The sequence below is a fragment of the Flavobacterium sp. WC2430 genome, from assembly GCF_040822075.1.
Classification (GTDB): Bacteria; Bacteroidota; Bacteroidia; order Flavobacteriales; family Flavobacteriaceae; genus Flavobacterium.
On the sequence record NZ_CP162007.1, the window covers coordinates 1,313,208 to 1,337,711 of the forward strand.

Annotated in this window: 22 protein-coding genes and 1 pseudogene; 7 read left to right on the plus strand and 16 right to left on the minus strand. The window is 32.1% G+C overall.

Going from position 1 to position 24,504, the window contains the following annotated elements; translation table 11 throughout:
* Positions 1–6: 6 nt before the first annotated feature.
* The 5 genes from mrdA to purH form a co-directional block, all read right to left on the minus strand.
* Entirely contained in the window at positions 7–1,941 is a 1,935-nt protein-coding gene (gene mrdA / locus AB3G36_RS05665; RefSeq protein ID WP_367756864.1) for a penicillin-binding protein 2, read from the minus strand.
* Positions 1,938–2,444: a rod shape-determining protein MreD gene (locus tag AB3G36_RS05670; RefSeq protein ID WP_367756866.1), complete on the minus strand. Its 507-nt coding sequence runs from the start codon at positions 2,442–2,444 to the stop codon at positions 1,938–1,940. The genes mrdA and AB3G36_RS05670 overlap by 4 nt, the downstream gene beginning before the upstream one ends.
* Positions 2,437–3,261 (minus strand): rod shape-determining protein MreC, encoded by an 825-nt coding sequence (gene mreC, locus AB3G36_RS05675; RefSeq protein ID WP_367756868.1) that lies wholly within the window; start codon positions 3,259–3,261, stop codon positions 2,437–2,439. The genes AB3G36_RS05670 and mreC overlap by 8 nt, the downstream gene beginning before the upstream one ends.
* Before the next feature lie 93 nt (positions 3,262–3,354).
* Positions 3,355–4,383: a rod shape-determining protein gene (locus AB3G36_RS05680; protein ID WP_367756870.1), complete on the minus strand. Its 1,029-nt coding sequence runs from the start codon at positions 4,381–4,383 to the stop codon at positions 3,355–3,357.
* Positions 4,384–4,437: 54 nt separating this feature from the next.
* Positions 4,438–5,964 (minus strand): bifunctional phosphoribosylaminoimidazolecarboxamide formyltransferase/IMP cyclohydrolase, encoded by a 1,527-nt coding sequence (purH, locus tag AB3G36_RS05685; protein WP_367756872.1) that lies wholly within the window; start codon positions 5,962–5,964, stop codon positions 4,438–4,440.
* A 196-nt stretch (positions 5,965–6,160) separates the two neighbouring features.
* Between purH and AB3G36_RS05690 the strand changes: the two genes are divergently transcribed.
* Positions 6,161–7,411 (plus strand): ABC transporter permease, encoded by a 1,251-nt coding sequence (locus AB3G36_RS05690; protein WP_367756874.1) that lies wholly within the window; start codon positions 6,161–6,163, stop codon positions 7,409–7,411.
* A gap of 93 nt (positions 7,412–7,504) precedes the next feature.
* On the opposite strand, the gene accD is transcribed toward AB3G36_RS05690, so the two are convergent.
* The 3 genes from accD to AB3G36_RS05705 form a co-directional block, all read right to left on the minus strand.
* On the minus strand, positions 7,505–8,359 hold the full coding sequence (gene accD / locus AB3G36_RS05695) for an acetyl-CoA carboxylase, carboxyltransferase subunit beta (RefSeq protein ID WP_367756876.1): 855 nt from the start codon (positions 8,357–8,359) through the stop codon (positions 7,505–7,507).
* 114 nt (positions 8,360–8,473) lie between these two features.
* Complete coding sequence (gene fbaA / locus AB3G36_RS05700; RefSeq protein WP_367756878.1) at positions 8,474–9,541, minus strand: class II fructose-bisphosphate aldolase; 1,068 nt, start codon at positions 9,539–9,541, stop codon at positions 8,474–8,476.
* Positions 9,542–9,607: 66 nt separating this feature from the next.
* A complete protein-coding gene (locus tag AB3G36_RS05705; protein ID WP_367756880.1) occupies positions 9,608–12,160 on the minus strand; it encodes a BamA/TamA family outer membrane protein in 2,553 nt (850 codons plus the stop codon).
* Between the two features lie 37 nt (positions 12,161–12,197).
* Here AB3G36_RS05705 and AB3G36_RS05710 point away from each other — a divergent pair, with 37 nt between their 5' ends.
* The gene (locus AB3G36_RS05710) at positions 12,198–12,920 is read left to right on the plus strand and encodes a TrmH family RNA methyltransferase (RefSeq protein ID WP_367756882.1); all 723 of its coding nucleotides are present in this window, start codon (positions 12,198–12,200) and stop codon (positions 12,918–12,920) included.
* Between the two features lie 35 nt (positions 12,921–12,955).
* Here the strand turns inward: AB3G36_RS05710 and AB3G36_RS05715 are convergent, their stop codons facing one another.
* Positions 12,956–13,660: a porin family protein gene (locus AB3G36_RS05715; RefSeq protein WP_367756884.1), complete on the minus strand. Its 705-nt coding sequence runs from the start codon at positions 13,658–13,660 to the stop codon at positions 12,956–12,958.
* 24 nt (positions 13,661–13,684) lie between these two features.
* Positions 13,685–14,416 (minus strand): bifunctional demethylmenaquinone methyltransferase/2-methoxy-6-polyprenyl-1,4-benzoquinol methylase UbiE, encoded by a 732-nt coding sequence (gene ubiE / locus AB3G36_RS05720; RefSeq protein WP_367756886.1) that lies wholly within the window; start codon positions 14,414–14,416, stop codon positions 13,685–13,687.
* Between the two features lie 230 nt (positions 14,417–14,646).
* Here ubiE and AB3G36_RS05725 point away from each other — a divergent pair, with 230 nt between their 5' ends.
* Complete coding sequence (locus tag AB3G36_RS05725; RefSeq protein WP_367756888.1) at positions 14,647–14,946, plus strand: hypothetical protein; 300 nt, start codon at positions 14,647–14,649, stop codon at positions 14,944–14,946.
* A gap of 61 nt (positions 14,947–15,007) precedes the next feature.
* On the opposite strand, the gene AB3G36_RS05730 is transcribed toward AB3G36_RS05725, so the two are convergent.
* Together AB3G36_RS05730 and AB3G36_RS05735 are read right to left on the minus strand one after the other, a co-directional pair.
* On the minus strand, positions 15,008–15,490 hold the full coding sequence (locus AB3G36_RS05730) for a dihydrofolate reductase (RefSeq protein ID WP_367756890.1): 483 nt from the start codon (positions 15,488–15,490) through the stop codon (positions 15,008–15,010).
* A 135-nt stretch (positions 15,491–15,625) separates the two neighbouring features.
* A pseudogene (locus tag AB3G36_RS05735) lies at positions 15,626–15,835 on the minus strand (2TM domain-containing protein); the annotation flags it as partial.
* A 237-nt stretch (positions 15,836–16,072) separates the two neighbouring features.
* On the opposite strand from AB3G36_RS05735, the gene AB3G36_RS05740 reads away from it, so the two are divergent.
* The gene (locus AB3G36_RS05740) at positions 16,073–16,369 is read left to right on the plus strand and encodes an isoamylase early set domain-containing protein (RefSeq protein WP_367756892.1); all 297 of its coding nucleotides are present in this window, start codon (positions 16,073–16,075) and stop codon (positions 16,367–16,369) included.
* A gap of 18 nt (positions 16,370–16,387) precedes the next feature.
* On the opposite strand, the gene AB3G36_RS05745 is transcribed toward AB3G36_RS05740, so the two are convergent.
* The 4 genes from AB3G36_RS05745 to AB3G36_RS05760 form a co-directional block, all read right to left on the minus strand.
* Positions 16,388–17,212, minus strand: a complete 825-nt coding sequence (locus AB3G36_RS05745; RefSeq protein ID WP_367756894.1) for a thymidylate synthase — start codon at positions 17,210–17,212, stop codon at positions 16,388–16,390.
* Between the two features lie 61 nt (positions 17,213–17,273).
* On the minus strand, positions 17,274–17,903 hold the full coding sequence (locus tag AB3G36_RS05750) for a bifunctional nuclease domain-containing protein (protein ID WP_367756896.1): 630 nt from the start codon (positions 17,901–17,903) through the stop codon (positions 17,274–17,276).
* Between the two features lie 162 nt (positions 17,904–18,065).
* Positions 18,066–19,034, minus strand: coding sequence for an electron transfer flavoprotein subunit alpha/FixB family protein (locus AB3G36_RS05755; protein ID WP_367756898.1), 969 nt, complete (start codon positions 19,032–19,034; stop codon positions 18,066–18,068).
* A gap of 83 nt (positions 19,035–19,117) precedes the next feature.
* Complete coding sequence (locus tag AB3G36_RS05760; RefSeq protein WP_367756900.1) at positions 19,118–19,864, minus strand: electron transfer flavoprotein beta subunit/FixA family protein; 747 nt, start codon at positions 19,862–19,864, stop codon at positions 19,118–19,120.
* 265 nt (positions 19,865–20,129) lie between these two features.
* Here AB3G36_RS05760 and AB3G36_RS05765 point away from each other — a divergent pair, with 265 nt between their 5' ends.
* The 3 genes from AB3G36_RS05765 to AB3G36_RS05775 all read left to right on the plus strand — a co-directional run bounded on the left by AB3G36_RS05765 (position 20,130) and on the right by AB3G36_RS05775 (position 24,497).
* Entirely contained in the window at positions 20,130–21,110 is a 981-nt protein-coding gene (locus AB3G36_RS05765; protein WP_367756902.1) for a pyruvate dehydrogenase complex E1 component subunit beta, read from the plus strand.
* A gap of 70 nt (positions 21,111–21,180) precedes the next feature.
* Complete coding sequence (locus AB3G36_RS05770) at positions 21,181–23,658, plus strand: DUF5686 family protein (protein ID WP_367756904.1); 2,478 nt, start codon at positions 21,181–21,183, stop codon at positions 23,656–23,658.
* Between the two features lie 308 nt (positions 23,659–23,966).
* Positions 23,967–24,497 (plus strand): inorganic diphosphatase, encoded by a 531-nt coding sequence (locus AB3G36_RS05775; RefSeq protein WP_367756906.1) that lies wholly within the window; start codon positions 23,967–23,969, stop codon positions 24,495–24,497.
* The last annotated feature ends 7 nt before the right edge of the window (positions 24,498–24,504 follow it).

Here is a 24,504-nt window from a genome sequence, read left to right on the forward strand (position 1 = left end):
CGCTTATTAATTTTGATTTGTTGAGTCTATCTGAACAGTTGAATTTGTCGTTACCTTTAATTTAGATATTGAATCTTTAGGTGTTGTTTCAATGGCGCTTGCTTCTTTCATTCCACCTAGTTTTGCATAGCGGTCTTTTAAGCTTCTTTCTAGTATTCTCTTTTCTAAATCGGTTCTTGTTATTTTTTTTCTTAGGTACTTTTCAATCATTAAACTCGCAATTGGACCTGCAATCGTAGCTCCGTATCCACCATTTTCGACAAGGATCGCAATTGCAATCTTAGGGTTGTCTTTTGGTGCAAAGGCAACAAAAATAGAGTGATCTTCTAGTTTTACTCTTTTCCCATCAATTTTGGCATAATTTTCAGCTGTTCCTGTTTTACCACAAATGTCAATACCAGGTACATTAAGTCCTCTTGCTGTTCCTAAATTGTATACGTCAAACAAGCCACTTATCATTGGTTTGAAATATTTTTTGTCAATGGTGGTCTGATGTTTTACTTTGAATTTAGGATCTATATTTGTTCCTTTTATTTTTTTTATAATGTGAGGCGTATAGTAGTATCCTTCGTTTGCTACGGTAGCCATCATATTAGCTAATTGTATTGGTGTCATTAAAACTTCCCCTTGTCCAATAGAGTTTGAAATAATCGTTGTACTTCTCCATCCACCATTAGGGTAAATTTTCTTATATGTTTTAGAATCGGGAACATTTCCTCTTTTTCCAGTAGGTAAGTCGTATCCCATAAAATCACCCAATCCAAAACTTTTCACGTGATCGCTCCATACATCAACTGCATAGGCTGGTTTTACAAATTTGTTTATGGTACGCATATACACATTTGCAAAATAAGTATTACAAGAGTTATAGATTCCATTATGTAAATTATGAGGGCCAAAACCATGACATTTCATAAAACGACCTCGTGCATAACTAAAACCATGATGGCACATAAAAGAAGTTTGTTCATCAATAACACCTTCTTGTAGTCCAATCAATCCAGTCAGGATTTTAAATGGTGATCCTGGAGGATATTCCGCTAGTAATCCTCTATCATATAGCGGTTTTGCTATCGAGTCTCTATATAGTAAGGTGTAATTTTTAGAACGTTGTCTACCAACTAAAATAGAAGGGTCATAAGATGGAGCAGTTACTAGTGCTAATATTTCACCTGTACTAGGTTCAATAGCTACAATTCCACCTCTTTTATTTATCATTAGCTGTTCTCCATATCTTTGAAGTTCAGCGTCTAAAGTTAAATTGATATCTTCTCCTTGAACGGCAATCGTATCGTATTTTCCGTCTTTGTAAGAGCCTATTTCACGATTGTATTTGTCTTTTTGAAAGTATTTCACCCCTTTAATTCCGCGCAAAATGTTTTCATAGCTTTCTTCTACTCCTTGTTTTCCTATTAAGTCACCGCTGTTATAATATGGGTTTTTTGCTATTAATTTGTCATTAACCTGTGTGATAAAACCAAAAACATTTGCTCCAAAATCGACTTCATAGTCGCGTAGAGAACGTTTTTGAAAATAGAAACCTTCAAATTTTCGTATTTTCTCTTGAAAAGCAGCAAATTCACTTTTGTTTAACTGAGGTAAGAAAACAGAAGGCAAGCGTGGGCTGTAAATTTTAGCTTTTGCAATTTTTTTAATATAATCTTCTTTGGTGATATTTAGTAGTTGACAGAACTCTAAAGTATCGATATTCTTTAATTCTCTAGGAATTACCATGATATCGTATGACGCTTGATTTGCTACTAATAGTTTTCCATTTCTGTCGTAGATATAACCTCTTTCAGGGTAATCGTATTTTATCTTAATCGCATTATTATCGGATTTTAATTTGAAGGTATCATTGATAACTTGCAAATAAAAGATCCGAATCACTAGCAATGATGCTGCAACAATAATTAAAGAAGGCAGCAATAATTTTCTCATCGTTTGTTAGGCTTAATAATGTAAATGATAATAATACAACTAATTATGGTAAAAACCGCACTCAAAAGAGTTCGGATTAGTATGTCCAAAAAGAAACTGACTTGAAAAGCTTCTAATAAGAACATTGTTATGTGATGAATAATAACAGAAAGGAATATAAACGAAAACCTTTCGGGTGTTAAAACATCATTGATTTTTATGGTCTGGTATTCATAACTCACTCCAAATGAAAATTTAAAAATGGACGGTCTCATGTATGCTAGGACTAAACAAGCAGTTGCGTGAACTCCGCCTGAATTTAGAAAAAGATCCATTGTCAAACCCAATAAAAAACTAGCAAAAAGTAAGCCAGATTTGTTCCCGTTCACGGGGTATAATATTATAAATAAGATATACGGAAGTGGAATAATAAACCCCAGAAAATTCATATTGTTAAATATAATTATTTGGATGGCTAATAATAAAATAAACCGAGAAACATTGACTAACAAAGTGCTATTCATTTTTCGTTGTTTTTTCTAGGTTATTAAGTTCATCTCTATCTTTACTTTTTATGATATAAACATGGCCTAAATTAGTCATGTCGTTAAAAAGTTTAATATCTAAAGTATAATAATTGGTTTGATTATCAATGTAAATTTTGTTAATTGTACCAATGTTAATGTTTTCTGGAAAGATTACTGATTGTCCACCAGTTACGATAGTGTCTCCTTTTCTTACAGATGCAAGCCTAGGAACGTCTATCAATTGAACGTAACCTGTACTTTTTCCATTCCAAACTAAAGATCCAAAATGATTTGATTTTTTAATTTTAGCATTGATTTGAGACTTTACATTCAAAATGCTTATAACTGTAGAATAGCTTGGAGAAGTATTATCAATTATCCCCACTATTCCAAGGTTGTTAACGACTCCCATATCTGATTTAACTCCTTGAAGAGAGCCAGAGTTTAAGGTCAGGAAATTTTCATGAACGTTATAGGAATTGTGGATTACTTTCGATACAATGATATCTTCAGGCAAGGTTGTTTTTTGGTTTTCAAAATTTTTGATGGCAGAAGAGTCTACAGTTTTAAATAATAGACTTTTTAGTCTAGCATTCTCAATTGCTAATGCATCATTTTGTGTTCTCAAATTGAAATATTCACTTACGTCATTGATTTTCTCATAAACACCCCCGCTTAAAAAATTAGCGGAACTTATTATTTTGCTTTTGTGATAAGAATGAGATTGTATCGTTAACGAAAACGAAATGCATAATAACAGCAAAAACAGTATTCTATTACTGTTTTTAAATATAAAATTAAATATTTGCTGCATTTCTAAGTTTGTTATGTTGTTTCAAGATGTAATTTCATTAAACTTTAAAAATTATTTTCAGAGTTTAATGAAATTGTGCATCTAAGAAAGGTCTTATTTAATTAAGATACTTTTAAATTTTGTAATGTTTTTAAGTGCCATTCCTGTTCCACGAACTACTGCTCTTAAAGGGTCTTCTGCAATATAAACAGGTAAGTCTGTTTTTTGAGAAATTCTTTTATCTAGACCTCTTAACATTGATCCACCACCAGCAAGGTATATACCTGTGTTGTAAATGTCGGCAGCTAATTCTGGAGGGGTTTGTGATAGAGTTTCCATTACAGCGTCTTCAATTCTTTGAATTGATTTGTCTAATGCTTTTGCTATCTCTCTATAGGAAACTTCTACTTGTTTTGGTTTACCAGTAAGTAAATCTCTTCCTTGAACAGACATGTCTTCTGGAGGAGTTTCTAAATCTTCTATAGCAGCACCAATTTGGATTTTTATTTTCTCAGCAGTACTTTCTCCAACAAAAAGGTTGTGTTGTGTACGCATATAATATACGATGTCATTTGTGAAAACATCACCAGCAATTTTTACTGATTTGTCACAAACGATTCCGCCTAACGCAATTACAGCAATTTCAGTAGTTCCACCACCTATATCTACAATCATGTTTCCTTTTGGTTGCATAATGTCGATTCCAATACCGATTGCCGCAGCCATAGGTTCATGGATTAGGTACACTTCTTTACCATTTACTCTTTCACAAGATTCCTTAACGGCTCTCATCTCCACTTCGGTAATTCCTGATGGAATACAAACCACCATCCTAAGCGCAGGAGTAAACATTCTTTTTTTCAATGCTGGTATGCTTTTTATAAACATACTAATCATTTTTTCTGAAGCATCAAAGTCGGCAATTACACCATCTTTCAAAGGCCTTATTGTCTTAATGTTTTCATGTGTTTTACCCTGCATCAAGTTGGCTTCTTTACCAACAGCAATTATTTTACCAGAAATTCTATCTCTGGCAACAATTGATGGGCTGTCTATTACAACTTTATCATTGTGTATGATTAAAGTGTTTGCGGTTCCAAGGTCTATCGCGATATCCTCGGTCATGAAATCAAAAAATCCCATAAGTTTTTCAGGGGTTTAAAAGTTAAAAATTAGGAGCATACAAAGTTAGACAAATTAATGTTTAAAATGACGTGTTCCAGTAAATACCATTGCAACTTTATTTTCATTACAATAGTTGATGCTTAATTCGTCTTTTATCGATCCTCCAGGTTGAATTACGGCTGTTATACCCGCTTTTTTTGCAATTTCCACACAGTCTGGGAATGGAAAAAAAGCATCACTTGCCATTGAAGCGCCGTGTAAATCAAATCCAAATGTTTTTGCTTTTTCAATTGCTTGTAACAAAGCGTCTACTCTTGAGGTTTGTCCTGTTCCAGAAGAAATAAGTGTTCCGTTTTTAGCAAAAACGATCGTGTTAGATTTAGTATTTTTACAAACTTTAGATGCAAAAATTAAATCCTGAATTTCTTGTTCAGTAGGACTTGTTAGGGTAACGGTTTTTAAATCGTCTTTATTGTCTGTGATATTATTTCTTTCTTGAATAAGCAATCCGTTTAAACAAGTTCTCACTTGTTTTGCTGGTAAAGCGACTTCATTTTGAACTAATATAATTCTGTTTTTCTTTTCTTGTAAAATGCTAATTGCATCTGCATCATATTCAGGTGCGATAACAACTTCGCAAAATAATTTATTAATTTCGGTAGCAGTTGCTACATCAATTTTTGTATTTGCAATTAATACTCCACCAAAAGCGGATGTTGGGTCACAAGCCAGTGCTGCGTTGTACGCTTCGCTAATTGTATTTCTAGATGCTAATCCACATGCATTATTGTGTTTTAATATTGCAAAAGTAGGACCGTCAGTTTTGAATTCATTAATTAAATTTACTGCAGCATCAACGTCAAGTAAATTATTGTATGATAATTCTTTACCGTGTATTTTATTGAACATGGCGTCAAAATCACCAAAGAAATATCCTTTTTGATGTGGGTTTTCACCGTATCTTAAAACTTGACCATTAGAAATACTTTCTTTATAAATAGTTTCGTCAGTATTGAAATAATTAAATATTGCAGTATCGTAGTGTGAAGAAACGTGAAATGCTTTTGTTGCTAATAATTTTCTATCGGCAAGAGTGGTTGCTCCATTTTGTTTTGTAATTAAATCCAAGAGAGAACTATATTCATCTACAGAAGCTACAATGGCAGTATCCTTAAAGTTTTTTGCAGCAGCACGAATTAAAGAGATTCCACCAATATCGATTTTTTCAATAATGTCAGATTCACTTGCTCCAGAGGCTACTGTTTTTTCAAAAGGGTATAAATCAACAATTACTAAGTCAATTTGCGGAATATTAAATTCTTCCATTTGTTGCACGTCACTTGGATTGTCTTGACGATTTAAAATTCCACCAAAAACTTTTGGATGCAATGTTTTTACTCTTCCACCTAGAATTGAAGGGTATGATGTAACATCTTCAACTGGGATAACGGGGATTCCTAAGTTTTTTATAAAATCTTCAGTTCCTCCTGTTGAATAAAGTGTAACATTTTGACTATTTAGTAGTCTTACAATTGGTTCAAGGCCTTCTTTTGAAAAGACAGAAATTAACGCAGATTGAATTGTTTTTGTTGTGTTCATGTGTAGTTATAATTATAAAGTGCAAAAATAGTTTTTTAATGTGAAAATTGGACTATTTGAAAAAGAGATAATTTAGAAATTATACTGTTATTTTTATAAATGATGAAATAATGATGCTGAATTACAATGAATATTTATTTCATTAGGTTTTTGAATTTAATTTATAGAATTTTACTTTAATAGAAAATGTATTTTTATGCTAGTTTATCTACGATTATTGAAAGAGAGTTTTGGTTTTGCAATAAATGCATTAACAAACAATAAGTTAAGAACACTTCTTTCTTTGCTTGGTGTTACTATCGGGATTTTATCCATAATTGCAGTTCTGGCTGCAGTTGATTCTTTAGATAGAAAAATAACAAAGGATTTAAGTAGTTTAGATAAAAACACTATTTATTTAATGCGTTTTTCTTTTGGGCCCTCTGATATACCGCAATGGAAAAGAGAGCAGTTTCCCAATGTTAAATTTGATGAATATACATATTTGAAAGAGTCATTGAATAATACAGACCAAGTAGGGTATCAATTATTTGTAAAGCGCGAATCTATAAAATATGAATCTAAACTAGTGAGCGATGTAAATGTTGTTCCTGTATCTAGTGAGTTTATCGATATTCAAGGTCTTGAGTTTGAAGATGGTCGTTTTTATAATGAATCAGAGTCTAATTCTGGGACAGCTGTTATCGTTTTAGGCTATGAAATTGCTCAGGGACTTTTCGAAAATTCTAATGCAATTGGAAAAAACATTCGTTTATACGGACAAAGATTTACTGTTATTGGAGTTTTAAAGAAACAAGGAGCAGGATTGTTTGGGGATAGTAATGATACATCTGTCTTTTTACCCGTTAATTTTTTAAGGCGTTTATATGGAGATAACAATGATGCAATGACTCCAGTTATTTTGTTAAAGCCTAATAAAGGGGTTGATATGGATGCTTATAAAGCGGAAGTGAGTTATAAATTAAGAAGTATGAGGGGATTGAAAGCGGGGGAGATTGATAATTTTTTTATTAATGTGTTATCTGGTTTTACCGATCTTATTGATGGTATTATTGGGCAGATGAATGTTGTGGGCTGGATAATAAGTGGTTTTTCATTACTTGTTGGTGGTTTTGGAATCGCTAATATTATGTTTGTTTCTGTAAAAGAGCGGACAAATTTAATTGGAATTCAAAAGTCTTTAGGTGCTAAAAATAGATTTATCTTGTTTCAATTTTTATTTGAGGCAGTTATATTGTCTGTTATTGGTGGTGTAATTGGTTTGATTTTAGTGTGGATTATTTCTGTTATTTTGACGAAAGTATTAGACTTTGAATTTGTTCTAAGTATGGGAAATATTATGTTAGGGACAGGATTGGCTGCCTTAATAGGATTGATTTCCGGAATTCTTCCTGCTATTACAGCGTCAAAATTAGATCCTGTTGAAGCGATTCGAACTGGGATGTAGACTTAGGTTTTCAATAATAATAATAATATAATTAATAAAAACAAAAAAATCCCATCTGCACAGATGGGATTTTTTGTTTTAGAAGTTTTAAAACTATCTTATAGTATTGTTTTGAATTAAATCAATGTACAAGTTAATCTTGTCTTTCAATTCTTTTCTAGCTGTTATAAAGTCTAGGAAACCATGTTCAAGAAGAAATTCAGCCGTTTGAAAACCTTCTGGTAAATCTTTACCAGTTGTGTCTCTTACAACACGTGGTCCTGCAAATCCAATTAAAGCTCCAGGTTCAGAGATGTTAATGTCTCCTAGCATAGCATAAGAAGCGGTTGTCCCTCCTGTAGTTGGGTCCGTACATAATGAGATATAAGGAAGTTTAGCGTCTGCCAGTTGTGCTAGTTTAACAGAAGTTTTTGCTAATTGCATTAAGGAATAAGCAGCTTCCATCATTCTTGCTCCACCAGATTTTGATATCATAATAAATGGAAGTTTATTTTTTATAGCATGATCAATCCCTCTTGAAATTTTTTCTCCAACTACTGCACCCATAGATCCGCCAATAAAAGCAAAATCCATACAGCAAATAACAACATCTTTTCCTTTTGATTTACCAACTCCAGTACGCACTGCATCTTTAAGTTTGGTTTTTTCCATAACATCTTTTAATCGATCTGCATATTTTTTTGTATCAACAAAATGCAAAGGATCTTTGGAAGTTAAGTTTTTATCTAATTCAACAAACTCATTGTTGTCAAACAAGATTTCGAAATAGGTAGCACTACCAATTCTAACATGAAAACCATCCTCAGGACTAACAAACAAGTTGCGTTCTAGCTCATCGGCATCAATAATTTTTCCTGTTGGAGATTTGTACCAAAGTCCTTTTGGGACATCCATTTTGTCTTCGGTAGCAGTAGTAATTCCTTTTTCTTTTCTTTTAAACCAAGCCATTTCTTAAGTGTTCAGTGTTCAGTAATCAAGTAATCAGTCAAGTCAATGTTTGTAGTCAGTTTTAGTACTCAGTAACCTATTACTGAATACTAAAAACTGAGTACGGAATACTTTTTATAGCGTATTCACATTGTTTAAGTCAGCAAATGCTTGTTCTAATCTTGCATTGAACGTCATTTCGCTTTCACGCATCCATTTTCTTGGATCGTAGTATTTTTTATTTGGTACATCAGAACCTTCTGGGTTTCCAATTTGGGTTTTTAAATAATCAATATTTTTAACCATATAATCACGAATACCTTCTGTAAATGCAAATTGCAAATCAGTATCGATATTCATTTTTATTACACCGTAGCTAATTCCTTCTCTTATTTCTTCTAAAGTAGAACCTGAACCTCCGTGGAAAACAAAATCAACTGGGTTGTTTCCAGTGTTGAATTTCTTTTGAACGAAATCTTGAGAATTTTTTAAGATTTTTGGAGTCAATTTTACGTTACCTGGTTTGTAAACACCATGTACATTTCCAAAAGCTGCCGCAATTGTAAACTTAGGACTTACTTTTGATAATTCTTCGTAAGCATAAGCAACTTCTTCTGGTTGAGTATATAGTTTTGAGCTATCAACATCTGAGTTGTCAACACCATCTTCTTCACCACCTGTAATTCCAAGTTCGATTTCTAGTGTCATTCCCATTTTGCTCATTCTCTCTAGGTATCCTTTGCAAATTTCGATGTTTTCTTCGATAGGCTCTTCAGATAAATCGATCATATGAGAACTGAATAAAGGCTTTCCAGTTGTAGCAAAATGTTTTTCAGATGCATCTAATAATCCGTCAATCCAAGGTAATAATTTCTTAGCACAGTGATCCGTATGTAAAATTACTGTTGCTCCATAAGCTTCAGCCAAGGTATGAATGTGTAATGCTCCAGCAATTCCACCAGCGATAGCTGCTTTTTCACCTGCATTTGAAAGTCCTTTTCCAGCATTAAATTGAGCTCCTCCGTTTGAAAACTGGATGATTACTGGAGCATTTAATTTTGCTGCAGTCTCAAGAACGCCATTTATTGTGTTTGAACCAGTAACATTTACTGCAGGTAGAGCAAAGCCTTTTTCTTTTGCATAATTGAAAATTTCTTGAACTTGATCTCCTGTAGCTACGCCCGGTTTGATGTTATGTGCCATTGTAATTTTTTTTAGTTGTTTTTTTAGTTTTTAGTTTAAGACTGCAAAAATAAGAATTAATTAGCATTAGAAGGGGTAATTTATTCCAAAATTTAAAACAGAGTGTCCAAAATTGTACTCACGAAACCATTTTTTGCCAGTTTCATTAGCTGGATTGTAGGTTTTAAAACCGAAATCAAATCGAATTACGAAGAAGCTTAAATCATATCTTAATCCAAATCCAGATCCTAATGCAAGATCTTTCAGACTTTTAAAACCTTTGAAAACTGATTTTTCGTCAGTCACATTATCATATACATTCCAAATATTTCCAGCATCAGCAAATAAGGCTCCTTTAAAATCGCCTAATATTTTAAATCTAAATTCGCTACTAAATGCAATTTTCATGTTTGCTTCATTAAAGTCATTAGTAGCTCCACTTCTTCCTGGTCCTAAACTGTAGGGTTGCCATGCTCTGTTGTCATTAGAGCCTCCTGAAAAATAACTTCTTGAAAAAGGAACATTATCTGAATTTCCAAACGGGATTGCTATACCGAAAAAGGTTCTTACAGCAAATACTTTTTCTTTGCTTAAATCCCAATGTTTGATATAGTCAAATTCTGTTTTTATATATTCTGAATATTCTAAATTGAAAAGTTCAAAATTATTATTTTCGTTTTTAGGTTGATTTGCTGCTTTTGAAATAAGTGATAAAAGAGAACCTGCTGATTCGATTTTTGTTTTGAAAAGATAGAAAGTATTGTCTTGTAAGTCTGTTTTAGTCGTTTTACTAAAGGTGAAGCTTGTTGCTAATATAAAATCATTTTCGGTTAGTCTCACTCTTCTTTCTTCAATGCTTTTTACCGATTTAAAGGCATCATCTGACGGTGTTAATGCGGTACTCTCATTTAATACATTCTTTATAAATCCAGAAGTTCCCGATTCGATAATTAAATCGCCATTATCAACATAAGATGCTTCTGTATTATAAATTTTACCAATTTCATTTAATGCATTGTAGGAGGAACCATATACATTGAAATAGTTTTCTGGATTTAGATTTCGAACAAACTGTACATTGAATAGATCAAAACGGGCAGTGTTGTTTTTTTTAGGTGTCCAATTATAAGAAAATGAACCTGTGAAATTTTCTTTATCTAATCCAATATTTGTTTGTCTGGCAAATCCTACGGCCATAAGTGTTGAAGGAATCATGCTCTTTGGGATGATTTTTTCAGTAGAGAATGGCATGAAAATTCTTGGAAAATTTAATTTTAAATCTACTCCATATTCTGATACATTAAAGAGTTGATTGTTTGGGTTTGCAAGGTCTTTTGATGATCCTATATTTCCACGACCTGAAATTTCAAGAGTTTCGGCACCATTAAATACATTACGTATTGATAGTGAAGGGCTGAACGAGATACCTATATCTTGAATGTTGGAATGTGTTACATCCACTGATGCGCCAAAACTATATTTTTTTCGAGGAGTCAAATATATTTTAGCTATCAAGGAACTGTATGTTGTGTCTCTTTTATCTACTTCATATTGAATGCTAGGGTAATTGAAAATTTTAAGATTATTTAAATAACGTGTAGTTAAAACCGTTTTGTTGTCAGCAAAAAGAGATCCTTTTGTTATGAAAATTGCATCCGTAATTGCATGTGGTTTGTATCTTAGTTTTTTATGACTGTATAAATTGAAGTTTTTGTAAGTGGTGCTATCCGTGATTTTTTGATTATTATTGTTAGGTGCGTAATCAGTGTATATATTAACATCACTAATTGTATACATTTTAAAAGGCTCCGTTTTTGTTGAGTCGTTTTCTTGATAAGAATAGTTGTTAATAATTAAATTAACGTTAGCCTGGTTTACTTTTTTAATGGTATCTATATCAAAAGTCACATAGGTAGGTTGGAAATAATAAACCCCATTATTTCTAAAGTGAGTTGTAATGCGATTTTTTTCATTTTCAAAATCGATTGTTTTATACTGTTTGCCTGATTTTATTATCGTGTTGGATTTAGCAGTTTCGTATAAGGAGTCTAAAGCAGGAGTAGATATAGATGTCTTTAAGGAATCTAATAAGTAGGGTGATCCTGTAGTAATGTTGTATTCTATTTTTCCTCTTTTTGGCTTTATAGAGTCTAATTTGGATAATGCTTTTACATTAAAAAAACCATTGTTAAAATAATAATATTTTAAACGCAATACTGATTTATCAGTTTTAGATTGATCAATTATGACAGGCGGTTCACCTGTTTTTTTTAAAAAATCATGAATACCATGATACCAGAATGATTTACCAAGTCTGTCCACCTGTTTCGCGGATAGCCATTTAGATTTTCGTTCGTATTTTCCTGGGTTATTTGTAAATTTAGCTTGATATGTTGAATCAGGGTTTAAATTCGCTAAATTGTATAGATTCAATCGCAAACGAAATCCTAATAATGTACTGTTTGGTTTTTGATATAGTTGTGTAAATACATTTTCTTCCTTGATGGATTTCCCGTTTACTATGATTTGATTTTTAGTAAGGAGCTTTTTTCCATCAGGAACTCTTTTTTCAGCATTACAAGCGCATATAAATATTGCAATTAGAATAAATGCTGTTATTTTTGTAGAGATTTTTTTCAAGTGTTCTAAAATATTTAATTCAAAAGTACATATTTTTATGGTTAGTAAAAACCAAATAAAACTTATAACTAGTTTACAGCAAAAAAAGTATAGAATAGTAAATCAATTATTTTTTGCCGAAGGGGTAAAAGTGATTCAGGAATTGTTGCAATCTGATTTTGAACTAGACCATTTGTATACTACTCAAAATGATTTTGAGGATGTTTTGATAAACAAGAAAACGTTAATTCATGAAAATGATTTAAAAAAAATTAGTGCTTTATCAACAGCTAACAGTTGTTTGGCTGTTTTTAAAATGCCTGCAGAAAAAGATATTGTTGAATCAGGTTTGATTATAGCCTTGGATAGTATTCGGGATCCTGGAAACCTGGGGACCATTTTGAGATTGTGTGATTGGTTCGGAATTAATCAAATAGTGTGTTCAAAGGAAACGGTGGATATTTATAATCCCAAAGTAGTGCAAGCTACAATGGGGTCGATAACGAGAGTAAATGTAAGGTATATTGATTTAAATGACTTTCTCTCTCAGACAAAATTGCCTGTTTTTGGTACTTTTATGGATGGAGCTAATATTTATAAAGAATCCTTGCCTCAAGAAGGAATCATCGTAATGGGGAATGAAGCTAACGGTATCTCTGATGAACTTGAAGAAATAATCCAAAAAAGACTCTCTATTCCTCGTTTTGGAGATCTTAGAAAAACGGAAAGTTTAAATGTTGCAACAGCGACTGCAATTATTTTAAGCGAATTTAGAAGATAATTAGTTTTTTTTGGAATCACTTAATAGTATTTTAATTAATGAAAAGAAAAATTAATTAATACGGCTCTGCTTTTTATGGATTGAATATTTCCTGTCCAAGGACTGTTAGGATCATTATCGCGAATCAACTCGTCATTTATACCAAATGAACCTCGAATGGAAGGAGAGAATATGAAATATTCCGAAAATATATCAATACCAAATCCTATTTCGTAGCTCGTGGTCCAAGGTTTTACTCTAAATCTTTGTTCTTTATTATCGTCTATTGATTTCGAATTACTTGATAAATTCAAAGTGGAAGCTACTCCACCTACTAAATAGGGGCGCACATTTCCAGTTCTCAATGAAGAGAATTTTAATAATAGTGGGAAATGAATGTAAGTGCTGTTTACTTCTCTTAGTGCGTCTAGTTTTGTTGTGAAGCCAGGATAATATAAATCTCTCTTTGTGTAATATAATCCAGGTTCAAATCGTAAGTTTATATACTCCTGTAACTTTAGATCTCCTATTATCCCTACATTAAACCCTGTTGTTCTTTTTACAAGAATGTCAGGGCCTACGGTTTTATAGTCTATTTTGAAGTCAAATGAATTAAACCCTAAATAATATCCATAGTATACTCGTGCTTTTTGAAAATTCTCCAAATTTATTATTGGGTCTTTTCCAAACATGCTTTTTTTAAACTGAGAGTTGCCCTTAATAGATAAAGCAAGTAAAATTAAGAGAGCAATTTTTTTCATATAGATGCTAAATAACAATCAATATTATTTTTTAGAAGCGGAATAAATTGTAGCTACTCCAAAAGTTTGTGGCATAGCTACTACATCTATAAACCCAACTTTTCTTAAAATATTGTTCAAAGCCTCTCCATATGGAAATGCCGCTGCTGATTCAGATAAATAACCATAGGCAACATCATCTTTTGAAAATAACTTTCCAATAAGTGGTAGTATGTTTTTACTATAAAAATTGTAGCCTTGTTTGTAAGGAGTTTTATCTGGAACTGATGTTTCTAAAATAACAAAAACACCATTAGGTTTTAATACTCTTAGGATTTCAACAAGTCCTTTTTCAAGAGTTTCAAAATTTCTAACGCCAAAAGCGACTGTTATTGCATCAAAAAAGTTGTCGTCAAAGGGCATTTTTTCTGAATCTCCTAATACCATTTCAATTGTATTAGAAAGTTTTTTATCGGCTATTTTTTTTACGCCAACTTCTAGCATTCCAGCAGAAATATCTAGTCCTATTATTTTTGTTGCTTTTGTTTGAGCCATTAAAATAGCTAAGTCTCCTGTTCCTGTTGCAATGTCTAAAATTACATTTGGATTTGCCTTAGATACTATATCTAAAACTTTTTTACGCCATTTAACATCTATTCCAAAGGAAATAACACGATTCAAATTATCGTAATTACCAGAGATTGTATCAAACATTTTTGCAACTTGTTCTTTTTTGCCTAGAGAAGAGTCTTTATATGGAGTTATGTTTTTTGACATTTTTTATTTTTTTACAAATATAATACAATCTATTTTGAACTGTAATTGACTATTCTAAAATATATAAAAGTTTTAGGACAGTTTTTTGTTTCGTTTTGCCGCAATCATGAGAATCTATTATTAATAAAAAAAACGAAATATCACTAAAAGTGGGTATTGTGGCGTCCATTAATATTGCCGAATTTTACAAAATAAAAGTATGATATTATTCAATGATTAAAAGGGAATTAATGATCCAAATCAAGTGGTTACTTCTTGCGCTAGTAATTTCACTTGTTCTTGTGAGCTGTTTTGATGGTGCTGTTTTAAAAAACAGTAATGTATTTTTAGCGCAACATACGTTCTTAGGATTAAATTTGTTTTTGGAAATTTTAATTTTCTTTGTCTTTAGTACCTTCGTGGTATTTGGTATTAAAGGCTTTTTTGAGATGTATTCTCAGAAAACAGCAAATGTTATCACCTTCATTTCTGGAGTGTTGTTGACATTTGTGATTTTTTTATTATGTTATCAAATTATGTTTCAAGAGTAAATCATTTTTTCCCAATCATTGAGTTTAATAAAAACACCCCAGTAAAATGGGGTGTTTTTATTTATTTTCTAATGTAAGTTTGATAAGTAAAATCAAAAAGATGCTTTTCGTCTTTTTGTTGAAACTCAGAATTTATTATCTCCCATTGTTCCTTGTTTATTATTGGGAAAAAGGCATCGGCTTCAAAAGTATGGTGAACCAATGTCAGTTCTATTTTATCTGAAAAGGGAATTCCTAAATCATATATTTCTCCTCCTCCAATTATATACGTGTTCTCCTCTTTTGGGCAAATTTCAATTGCTTTTTCCATGCTGTTAACTACAATACATCCCTCTGGGGTATAGTTTTCTTGACGGGTTATTACAACATGTGTTCTGTTAGGAAGTGGCTTTGGGAAGCTTTCAAATGTTTTTCTTCCCATAATGATATGATGTCCCGAAGTAAGGTTTTTAAATCTTTTGAAATCATTAGGTAAATGCCAAACTAATTCATTGTTTTTTCCAAGGGCATTATTTTCAGCGGCTGCCGCAATCATTATAATCATTTTCTATTGTGCTAGTTTAGAGGGTTCTTCGGTTATTTGTGATTGTAATTCTTCTATTTTTTTTTGCTGTAAAGCAACAAGACGATCTATTTGGTCTCGTTCCCAGTTCTTATTCATAAAGCGATCGGTAATGTATACTTTAATAAAGTGTAAAAGAAATAAGAAAAACCAAATCGTAATTATCCAGATATACCAGTTTGAATTAATTCCAAAATTTAAAATTTTAGTAGAAACGAATAAAAATAAACTAGCTAAAAACAAAACAACAAAATGAAAATACAGCCTTTTTTTTTGTTTTAATCTTTTCCTGGCATATTCATATAATTCATGTTGTCCCCTTTCCATAAGTTGAATTTTAGTTTATAAAGATAAAATTTTAAATTTAAAGTCACTATTCAGCTAAGGTAATATTTATTAAGAAAACGTTTTCTCTTTTTTTTTATGTAATTTAACATTTGAATGATTAGAAAATTGTTTATAATTTAACATTCTTTAGACTATACTCTTAAAAGTTCGTGCCGATTGTTAAAAGTTCAAATGAATTTGTTTTCTTTGTCGCATAATATTAAAAATGAAATAGTTATGTCTGTTAAGAAACAATTTATAAAAACGAAACCAGTTTGTAAAGTTACTTTTTCTGTAGAAGCAAAAGAGGCAAGTAATGCTTCAGTTGTTGGAGATTTTAACAATTGGTGTCCAGAAGAAGGTGCATTAAGTAAGTTGAAAAATGGTACTTTTAAAGGAGTCTTTAATGTGGATAAAGGTGCTTCTTATGAGTTTAAATATGTAATTGACGGTGTTTTCGTTAATGATGATGAAGCTGATTCTTTCAAATGGAATGAATTTGCTGGAGCTGAAAATAGTGTTTTAGAGGTGTAGGCTTCTAAAACATTTTTTTTATACAGCAACACTTCCTTTTATTAGAGCGTGTGGTTCGTAGCCTTCTAATGTAAAATCATCATAACCAAATTGGAAGATGTCTTTTATAGCAGGGTTTAAAATCATTTTTGGTAATTGTTTTGGTTCGCGAGACAATTGTAGTTCTAATTGTTCAAAATGATTGTTGTAAATGTGCGCGTCTCCAAAAGTATGGATAAATTCTCCAGCTTCTAAATCGCAAACTTGAGCAATCATCATGGTAAGCAATGCATAGGAAGCTATGTTAAAAGGAACTCCTAGAAATATATCTGCACTTCTTTGATACAATTGGCAAGAAAGTTTGCCGTTTGATACATAAAATTGAAAAAATGCATGACAGGGAGGAAGTGCGGCCTTATTGTTGGCTACATTTTCGTCAAATGTTTTTGAAGTATCTGGTAGAACAGATGGATTCCATGCTGAAACGATCATTCTTCGGCTATTTGGATTGGTCTTTAGTTCAGTAATTAGATCTTTTATTTGATCTATTTCTTCACTATTCCAATTGCGCCATTGATGCCCATAAACAGGGCCTAAATTACCATTTTCATCAGCCCAAGCATCCCAAATTTTAACACCGTTGTCTTGTAAATATTTTATATTGGTATCTCCTTTTAAAAACCAAAGTAGTTCATAAATGATTGATTTTAAATGTAGCTTTTTTGTAGTAACCATGGGGAACCCTTCACTTAAATCAAAACGCATTTGGTGACCAAATACACTTTTTGTACCAGTTCCAGTTCGGTCTCCTTTTTGACAACCGTTTTCCATTACGTGTTGTACTAAATCTAAATATTGCTTCATTTTTTTATACTTTGTGCTGAAGTTTATTTGCTTTAAATATATAGCCTATTGCTTATTTTAATTACGATTCTCTTTTTGAAATTTCGTCTCTAATTTTTGCTGCTTTTTCATAATCTTCGTGAGCAACAGCTTGTTCTAGTAGTTCACTTAATTCTTGTAGACTGTGTTTAATATAGGCTCTGTTTGATTGACTGCTTTCTTCTTCTTGTCCAAAAGTTTCAGGATTTGAAAGAATGTCATCAATTTCTTGCGAATCTTTGTCAGCTTCTTGTGGGTTTGCTTTTAAGTATATACCCGCCTTGTCAAGAATATTTTTATAAGTATAAATGGGCGCATTAAAACGCAATGCTAAAGCAATAGCATCGGATGTTCTTGCATCAATTATTTCTTCTATTTTGTCTCTTTCGCAAATAATACTCGAATAAAAAACGCCGTCAACTAGTTTGTGTATGATAACTTGTTTCACCACGATATCAAATCTCTCAGCAAAATTTTTAAACAAATCGTGTGTTAATGGACGTGGTGGTTTGATTTCTTTTTCTAGTGCAATTGCTATTGATTGCGCTTCGAAAGCTCCTATTACGATAGGTAACTTTCTCTCACCATCAACTTCATTCAAAATTAAAGCATATGCTCCATTTTGTGTTTGGCTGTATGAAATTCCTTTGATGGATAATTTTACTAAGCTCATAATTGCTGAAATGAATAGTACAAAGTACTTATTTAGAGATTGGGAATTGTTGTTAAATTCAGTGCAATTTTAATAAAAAAAAAGGACACAAAAAAACTGCCTGTTTACAAAGATACAATTATCTTGTTTCAGGCAGCTTATTTATTTAACAATATAGTATTATTAAGAGTGTTGTAATTTGAATGCTTTTAGTTTTTCTATCAATCTGGGTACGATGTCAAATGCGTCTCCTACAACTCCATAATCAGCAACTTTAAAGAAAGGTGCATCTGGGTCGCTATTGATAACAACTTTTACTTTTGAAGAGCTAATTCCTGCAATATGCTGTATAGCTCCAGAAATTCCAATTGCTATATACAGGTTCGTTGCAACTGGTTTACCTGTTTGCCCTACGTGTTCACTGTGAGGTCTCCAACCTAAATCAGAAACTGGTTTTGAACATGCTGTAGCGGCTCCTAGAACTGATGCTAATTCTTCAATCATACCCCAATTTTCAGGTCCTTTTAATCCGCGACCTGCAGATACTACAATGTCTGCATCTGCAATAGATACTTTTCCAGATACTTTTTCTACTGATTCTACTTTTACACTAAAATCATTTTCTCCAATTGTTGGGTTGAAATTTTCTTCAGTTAATGTGGAAGCATTTTCAAAAATCCCGTAGGAGTTTTTAGCAAGTCCTAATACTTTTACATCCGTTGTGATTTCTGTTGTGTTGAATGCTTTGTTTGAAAAAGCATTTCTTTTTACTTGAAATGGAGCAGTGCTTACTGGAAGTCCAACTACATTTGAAGCATAACCAGCTTCTAAAGCTACTGCTACAAGTGAAGATAAGTAAATGCTGTCAGTTGTTGAAGATAGTAGAACTACTTTAGCATTTTCTTTTTGTGCTGCTTGTTTAATAACATCAGCGTAAGCTTTGGCTGTAAAACCACTCAACTTATCATAGCTAACTTTTAATACTTTGTCCACTCCGTATTTTGCTAATTCTGAAACGTCTCCTGCGTTAACAGTGACAGCTGTCACAGTTGTTCCTAATGTTTCAGCTACTTTTTTTGCATAAGAAGCCAATTCAAAAGCTACTTTTTTGAATTTTCCTTCTGCTGATTCTGCATATATTAATATTGACATGATTTTTTATTTTAAATGTTGAATTATAAATTTTAAATGTATTTGAGAATGTTAATTCACAATTTAAAATTCATAATTTAAAATTATATTACTTTTGCTTCGTTATGTAATAAGTCGATTAACTCATCTAAATTATCTGCAGAAATTAATTTTACTGCTGATTTAGCTGCTGGTTTTTCAAACTTTACTGCCTTTGTGTTTATTGGAGCATCAACAGGTTCTACAACTGCTAAAGCTTTTGATCTCGCGGTCATAATTCCTCTCATGTTTGGAATGCGTAAGTCTTTTTCTTCAACTAATCCTTTTTGACCACCAATAATTAATGGTAAACTAGTTGAGACAGTTTCTTTACCTCCATCAATTTCACGAACTGCTTTTACATTTGTACCATCAACTGTAATATCTGTACATGAATTAAGGAAGTTATAGCCTAAAATTCCTGCAATCATTCCAGGAACCATTCCTCCATTATAATCTAGTGATTCTTTTCCTGCTATAACTAAGTCATAACCTCCAGTTTTGATTACTTCGGCTAGTTGTTTAGCAACAAAAAAACCATCAGTTGGATTGGCGTTGATTCGAATTGCTTCGTTTGCACCAATAGCTAACGCTTTTCTTAACGTAGGCTCCGTCTCTGGACCTCCAACATTGACAACAGTTACTGTAGCTCCTTGTTTTTCTTGGAACCAAATAGCTCTAGTTAAACCAAATTCATCATTTGGATTGATTACATATTGTACGCCATTGGTGTCAAATTCTGAGTCGCCATTGACGAAATTAATTTTCGAAGTAGTATCAGGAACATGGCTGATGCAAACTAATATTTTCATGGTTGTATGTTTTATTTTCTTAATTTCTGTTACAAATTTAAAATAATAATTCGAATAATATACTATGCATGCATAATATTTTCAATTAACTATTACGATTTCGGAACTAGGAAATGAAATGAGTATATATTTGGGTTCTTTATTAATCAGGATGATATAACAAATTACTGAAAATAACATATCATTATTTTGTTGTAATTTTGCATTAAATGATTTTAAATATTTATTTTTGCTTTTCGAAAATTACACTGATACAATATCAAATATGAGAACGATACAATTTAGAGAGGCCATTTGCGAAGCAATGAGCGAAGAAATGCGTCATGATGAGTCTATTTACTTAATGGGTGAAGAAGTTGCTGAATATAATGGTGCTTATAAGGCATCTAAAGGAATGTTAGCCGAATTTGGAGAGAAAAGAGTTATTGATACTCCTATTGCAGAGCTTGGTTTTACAGGGATTGCAGTGGGTTCAGCAATGAATGGTTGTAGACCAATTGTAGAATACATGACTTTCAATTTTTGTTTAGTTGGTATAGATCAAATTATTAATAATGCTGCCAAAATGCGTCAAATGACAGGAGGACAATTCAATGTGCCTATCGTTTTTCGTGGACCAACTGCTTCTGCAGGGCAATTAGGAGCAACACACTCGCAAGCTTTAGAAAATTGGTTTGCTAATACTCCTGGTCTTAAAGTAGTAGTTCCATCTACTGTTTATGATGCAAAAGGATTATTAAAAGCGGCGATTCGTGATAATGACCCCGTTATTTTCATGGAGTCAGAGCAAATGTATGGTGACAAAGGCGAGGTTCCTGAAGGAGAATATACGATTCCACTAGGAGTTGCTGATATTAAACGTGCAGGGACTGATGTAACTATCGTTTCTTTTGGTAAGATTATTAAAGAAGCACATATAGCTGCTGAAGAATTAGCTAAAGAAGGAATTTCTTGTGAAATCGTAGATTTAAGAACGGTTCGTCCGTTAGATTATGAAACAGTTTTAACTTCGGTACGAAAAACAAATAGATTAGTTGTACTTGAAGAAGCTTGGCCTTTTGCAAGTGTTGCTTCTGAGATTACTTATGTAGTTCAAGAACGTGCTTTTGATTTTCTTGATGCACCAATTCAAAGAATTACTACTGCAGATACTCCAGCACCATATTCTCCAGTTTTGTTGAAGGAATGGTTGCCAAACGCTGATGATGTAATTAAAGCGGTTAAAAAAGTGATGTATAAAAAATAATACGTTTACAAATACTATAAAGGCTTCATCATGCGTTAGTGTGATGAAGTTTTTTTTTTAAAGTTGAATTATGAAGAAGAATATACTATTGTTTTTGTTGTTGTTAACAAATGTCATAATAGGGCAAACTAAAGTTAGTGGGATTGTTGTTGATAAATCAAATCAACCAGTTCCTTTTGCAAATGTAATTTTTAAGGATTCTAATACTGGTGTTTTGTCAAATGAAGACGGGCGTTTCTATATCGAGTCTGCTAAAAACTACACCGCCTTAATTGTTACTTCGGTTGGATATTCGGATAAAGAAATTTCTTTGCCAAAATTAATTAACTATGATTTTAAAGTACAAATAAACGAAGCCGAAAGTTTAAAAGAGGTTGTTATTTTTACTGGAAAAACTTCAAAAAAAAACAATCCTGCTCTTGATATTCTTCGAAAAATTTGGGAGAGAAAACGTAAAAATGGTCTTTCTCAATTTGATCAATATCAAATGGAGAAATATGAAAAAGTAGAATTTGACATGAACACAATTGATAGTGCGTTTATGAAGAATAAACTTTTCAAAGGAATGGAGTTTATTTTTAATCACATAGATACTTCAAACGTTACAGGGAAAACGTATCTGCCCATTTTTATAAATGAGTCCTTATATGATGTTTATGGAAATAATAAAATTAATAAGGTTAAAGAGAAAATAAAAGCAAATAAAAACTCTGGATTTAGTGACAATCAACAAATTTTATCTTTTGTGAAAGATTTGTATTCGGATTACGATATTTATAATAATCACCTCACTTTTTTTGATAAAAGTTTTACCAGTCCATTGTCTAAAACGGGGATAGATACCTATAATTATATCCTAAGAGATAGCGCGTATATTGATAAAAAATGGTGCTATAATATTTTATTTTATCCGAGACGGAAAAACGAATTGACTTTCAAGGGGGACTTTTGGGTTAGTGATACCACATTTGCAATTAAAAAAATTAATATGGCAGTGACAAAAAGCGCCAATATTAACTGGGTGAAAGATATTTATATCGAACAAGAATTTGAAGTGCAAAACGACTCTATTTTTCTCTTAACTCGAGATTATATGATGTCGGATTTTGCCTTGAATAAAAAAGACGAATCAAAGGGGGTCTATGGTAAGCGAACTACATTGTATCAAAATCATAAATTTAATATAGAAAAACCTACTGCTTTTTATAAAGATGAGGTAAATTATATTGATAATGAAGTTTACAATAAATCAGATGAATTCTGGGAAGAAAACAGGTTTGAAAATCTGAATAAAGATGAAAAAGGGGTTTATAAAATGCTGGATACCTTGCAAACCGTCAAGAAGTTTAAGCAAATTTATAGTTTAGTTCAGGTACTTGGGAGCGGTTATATACCCATAGGTCATTTTGATTATGGTCCAATTTTTTCTTCTTTTGGTTACAATGAAGTAGAAGGAGTGCGTTTGAGAGCAGGAGGAAGGACTTATTTTGGGCCTAATGATGCTTGGAGATTACAAGGGTATACTGCTTATGGTTTTGATGACAATAAATTCAAGTATGGCCTGTCTGGGAAATGGATGGTGGATAAGAAAAAGAGAATCATAATTTCTGGGGGTAATAGAAGAGATATTGAACAAATTGGAGCAAGTTTAACCACAACAAATGATGTTTTGGGTAGAAGTTTTGCTTCGTCATCTGTTTTTTCATCAGGAAGTAATGGTAAATTGACTAATATAAACCTGACAAATGTGGGTGTCGAAATGGAACCCATTAAAAATCTTACGTTCCAAGCTGGTTTTTCATATAGAACATTAGAGTCTGCATCTCCTACTTTTAGTTTGGATTATTTTACAGATGCAACAAATACATCTATTAAAAGTGATGTAAAACAATCCGAAGTTAATTTTCAGGTTGAATATACACCTAATAGGAAAACAATTGGTTATGGAGTAGAACGTTCTAATGTTGATAGTCCATTTAGTCGTTTTTATGTCAATTACAGTCATGGTTTTAAAGGTTTGTTGAATAGTGATTTTAAGTACGAAAAAATTCAATTGTATTATAAGCAACCTATAATTATAGGACCACTAGGTCGTTCAAATGTGATTATGGAAGTGGGTAAAACTTTTGGTACTATTCCACTTGGTTTGATGAGTGTGATTCCAGGAAATCAAACTTATTTTACAATTGAAAATACGTTTAGCAATCTTAATTTTTATGAGTTTGTAACAGATCAATATGCTACATTACAATGGGAACATAACTTTGGAGGACGAATTTTCTCTAGAATTCCATTTATGAGAAAACTCAACTGGAGAGAAATAATAGGGGCAAAAGGTGTTTATGGAACCATTTCAGATGCCAATAGAGCCATTAACGCTTCGGGTTTAAATTATGTAGCTCCAGAAAATGTGTATTGGGAATATAGTGCTGGAATCGGTAATATCTTCAAAGTATTTAGAATCGATTTTGCTTGGAGAGGAAGTTATTTAAATACACCAGATACACAGCGTTTTTCAGTGAAAGGATCTTTTGGTTTCTATTTTTAATTTATGCTGAACTTGTTTCAGTATCTGGAGCTATATCCAGCTATTCGTTTCAATCTTTTCTTTTTTAAAGAAAAAAAGAAAAGGATTTTCACTGCTATCTGGGCTAAAAAAATAGAGTTCAAAGGCGATGGTAATATTCTTTTTAATTGTAACATTATTATTTAAAGAAAACACTTTTGTCCTTTCTCGTTGATAAATTGTAAAGCTTTTGTCTCATTGTGTTTTAAGATAAATAATTCTTGTAATAAATGTGTTTTTACCTTACTTTTGCTCACGCATAGATATAGAATTTAAGACAATATAATAAAATGACTGCAGACAAAATAACAACTTTCGATGTGTTAATCGAAATCCCAAGAGGAAGTAGAAATAAATACGAGTATGATTTCGAAATAAAAAGAATGCGTTTTGATAGAATGTTATTCTCTTCAATGATGTATCCAGCTGATTATGGTTTCATTCCTGAAACTTTAGCTTTAGATGGAGATCCACTTGATGTATTGGTTTTAGTAAATGAACCAACTTTTCCAGGATGTGTAATGGAAGTAAAGCCAATTGGTGTTTTCCACATGGCAGATGATAAAGGACCAGATGAAAAAGTAATTTGCGTACCAGTTTCAGATCCAATTTGGAATTCATTAAATGATTTGTCTGATATGAATCCACACTTACTAAAAGAAATTGAACATTTCTTTCAAGTATACAAAGATCTTGAAAACAAAACAGTTGATGTTGGTGGATGGGGAGATGTAGGTGAAGCGTATGACATTATAAAAAAATGTACAGATCGTTTTAATCAAATCGAAAACAAACCAGAGGGATTATTTAGTATTAAATAATTTTATC

What these genes read in the sequence shown, in the direction of transcription:
- mrdA (WP_367756864.1), bottom strand. Translation starts at nt 1,941, where the DNA reads ATGAGAAAATTATTGCTGCCTTCTTTAATTATTGTTGCAGCATCATTG.
- AB3G36_RS05670 (WP_367756866.1), bottom strand. Translation starts at nt 2,444, where the DNA reads ATGAATAGCACTTTGTTAGTCAATGTTTCTCGGTTTATTTTATTATTA.
- mreC (WP_367756868.1), bottom strand. Translation starts at nt 3,261, where the DNA reads ATGCAGCAAATATTTAATTTTATATTTAAAAACAGTAATAGAATACTG.
- AB3G36_RS05680 (WP_367756870.1), bottom strand. Translation starts at nt 4,383, where the DNA reads ATGGGATTTTTTGATTTCATGACCGAGGATATCGCGATAGACCTTGGA.
- purH (WP_367756872.1), bottom strand. Translation starts at nt 5,964, where the DNA reads ATGAACACAACAAAAACAATTCAATCTGCGTTAATTTCTGTCTTTTCA.
- AB3G36_RS05690 (WP_367756874.1), top strand. Translation starts at nt 6,161, where the DNA reads ATGCTAGTTTATCTACGATTATTGAAAGAGAGTTTTGGTTTTGCAATA.
- accD (WP_367756876.1), bottom strand. Translation starts at nt 8,359, where the DNA reads ATGGCTTGGTTTAAAAGAAAAGAAAAAGGAATTACTACTGCTACCGAA.
- fbaA (WP_367756878.1), bottom strand. Translation starts at nt 9,541, where the DNA reads ATGGCACATAACATCAAACCGGGCGTAGCTACAGGAGATCAAGTTCAA.
- AB3G36_RS05710 (WP_367756882.1), top strand. Translation starts at nt 12,198, where the DNA reads ATGGTTAGTAAAAACCAAATAAAACTTATAACTAGTTTACAGCAAAAA.
- AB3G36_RS05715 (WP_367756884.1), bottom strand. Translation starts at nt 13,660, where the DNA reads ATGAAAAAAATTGCTCTCTTAATTTTACTTGCTTTATCTATTAAGGGC.
- ubiE (WP_367756886.1), bottom strand. Translation starts at nt 14,416, where the DNA reads ATGTCAAAAAACATAACTCCATATAAAGACTCTTCTCTAGGCAAAAAA.
- AB3G36_RS05725 (WP_367756888.1), top strand. Translation starts at nt 14,647, where the DNA reads ATGATCCAAATCAAGTGGTTACTTCTTGCGCTAGTAATTTCACTTGTT.
- AB3G36_RS05730 (WP_367756890.1), bottom strand. Translation starts at nt 15,490, where the DNA reads ATGATTATAATGATTGCGGCAGCCGCTGAAAATAATGCCCTTGGAAAA.
- AB3G36_RS05740 (WP_367756892.1), top strand. Translation starts at nt 16,073, where the DNA reads ATGTCTGTTAAGAAACAATTTATAAAAACGAAACCAGTTTGTAAAGTT.
- AB3G36_RS05745 (WP_367756894.1), bottom strand. Translation starts at nt 17,212, where the DNA reads ATGAAGCAATATTTAGATTTAGTACAACACGTAATGGAAAACGGTTGT.
- AB3G36_RS05750 (WP_367756896.1), bottom strand. Translation starts at nt 17,903, where the DNA reads ATGAGCTTAGTAAAATTATCCATCAAAGGAATTTCATACAGCCAAACA.
- AB3G36_RS05755 (WP_367756898.1), bottom strand. Translation starts at nt 19,034, where the DNA reads ATGTCAATATTAATATATGCAGAATCAGCAGAAGGAAAATTCAAAAAA.
- AB3G36_RS05760 (WP_367756900.1), bottom strand. Translation starts at nt 19,864, where the DNA reads ATGAAAATATTAGTTTGCATCAGCCATGTTCCTGATACTACTTCGAAA.
- AB3G36_RS05765 (WP_367756902.1), top strand. Translation starts at nt 20,130, where the DNA reads ATGAGAACGATACAATTTAGAGAGGCCATTTGCGAAGCAATGAGCGAA.
- AB3G36_RS05770 (WP_367756904.1), top strand. Translation starts at nt 21,181, where the DNA reads ATGAAGAAGAATATACTATTGTTTTTGTTGTTGTTAACAAATGTCATA.
- AB3G36_RS05775 (WP_367756906.1), top strand. Translation starts at nt 23,967, where the DNA reads ATGACTGCAGACAAAATAACAACTTTCGATGTGTTAATCGAAATCCCA.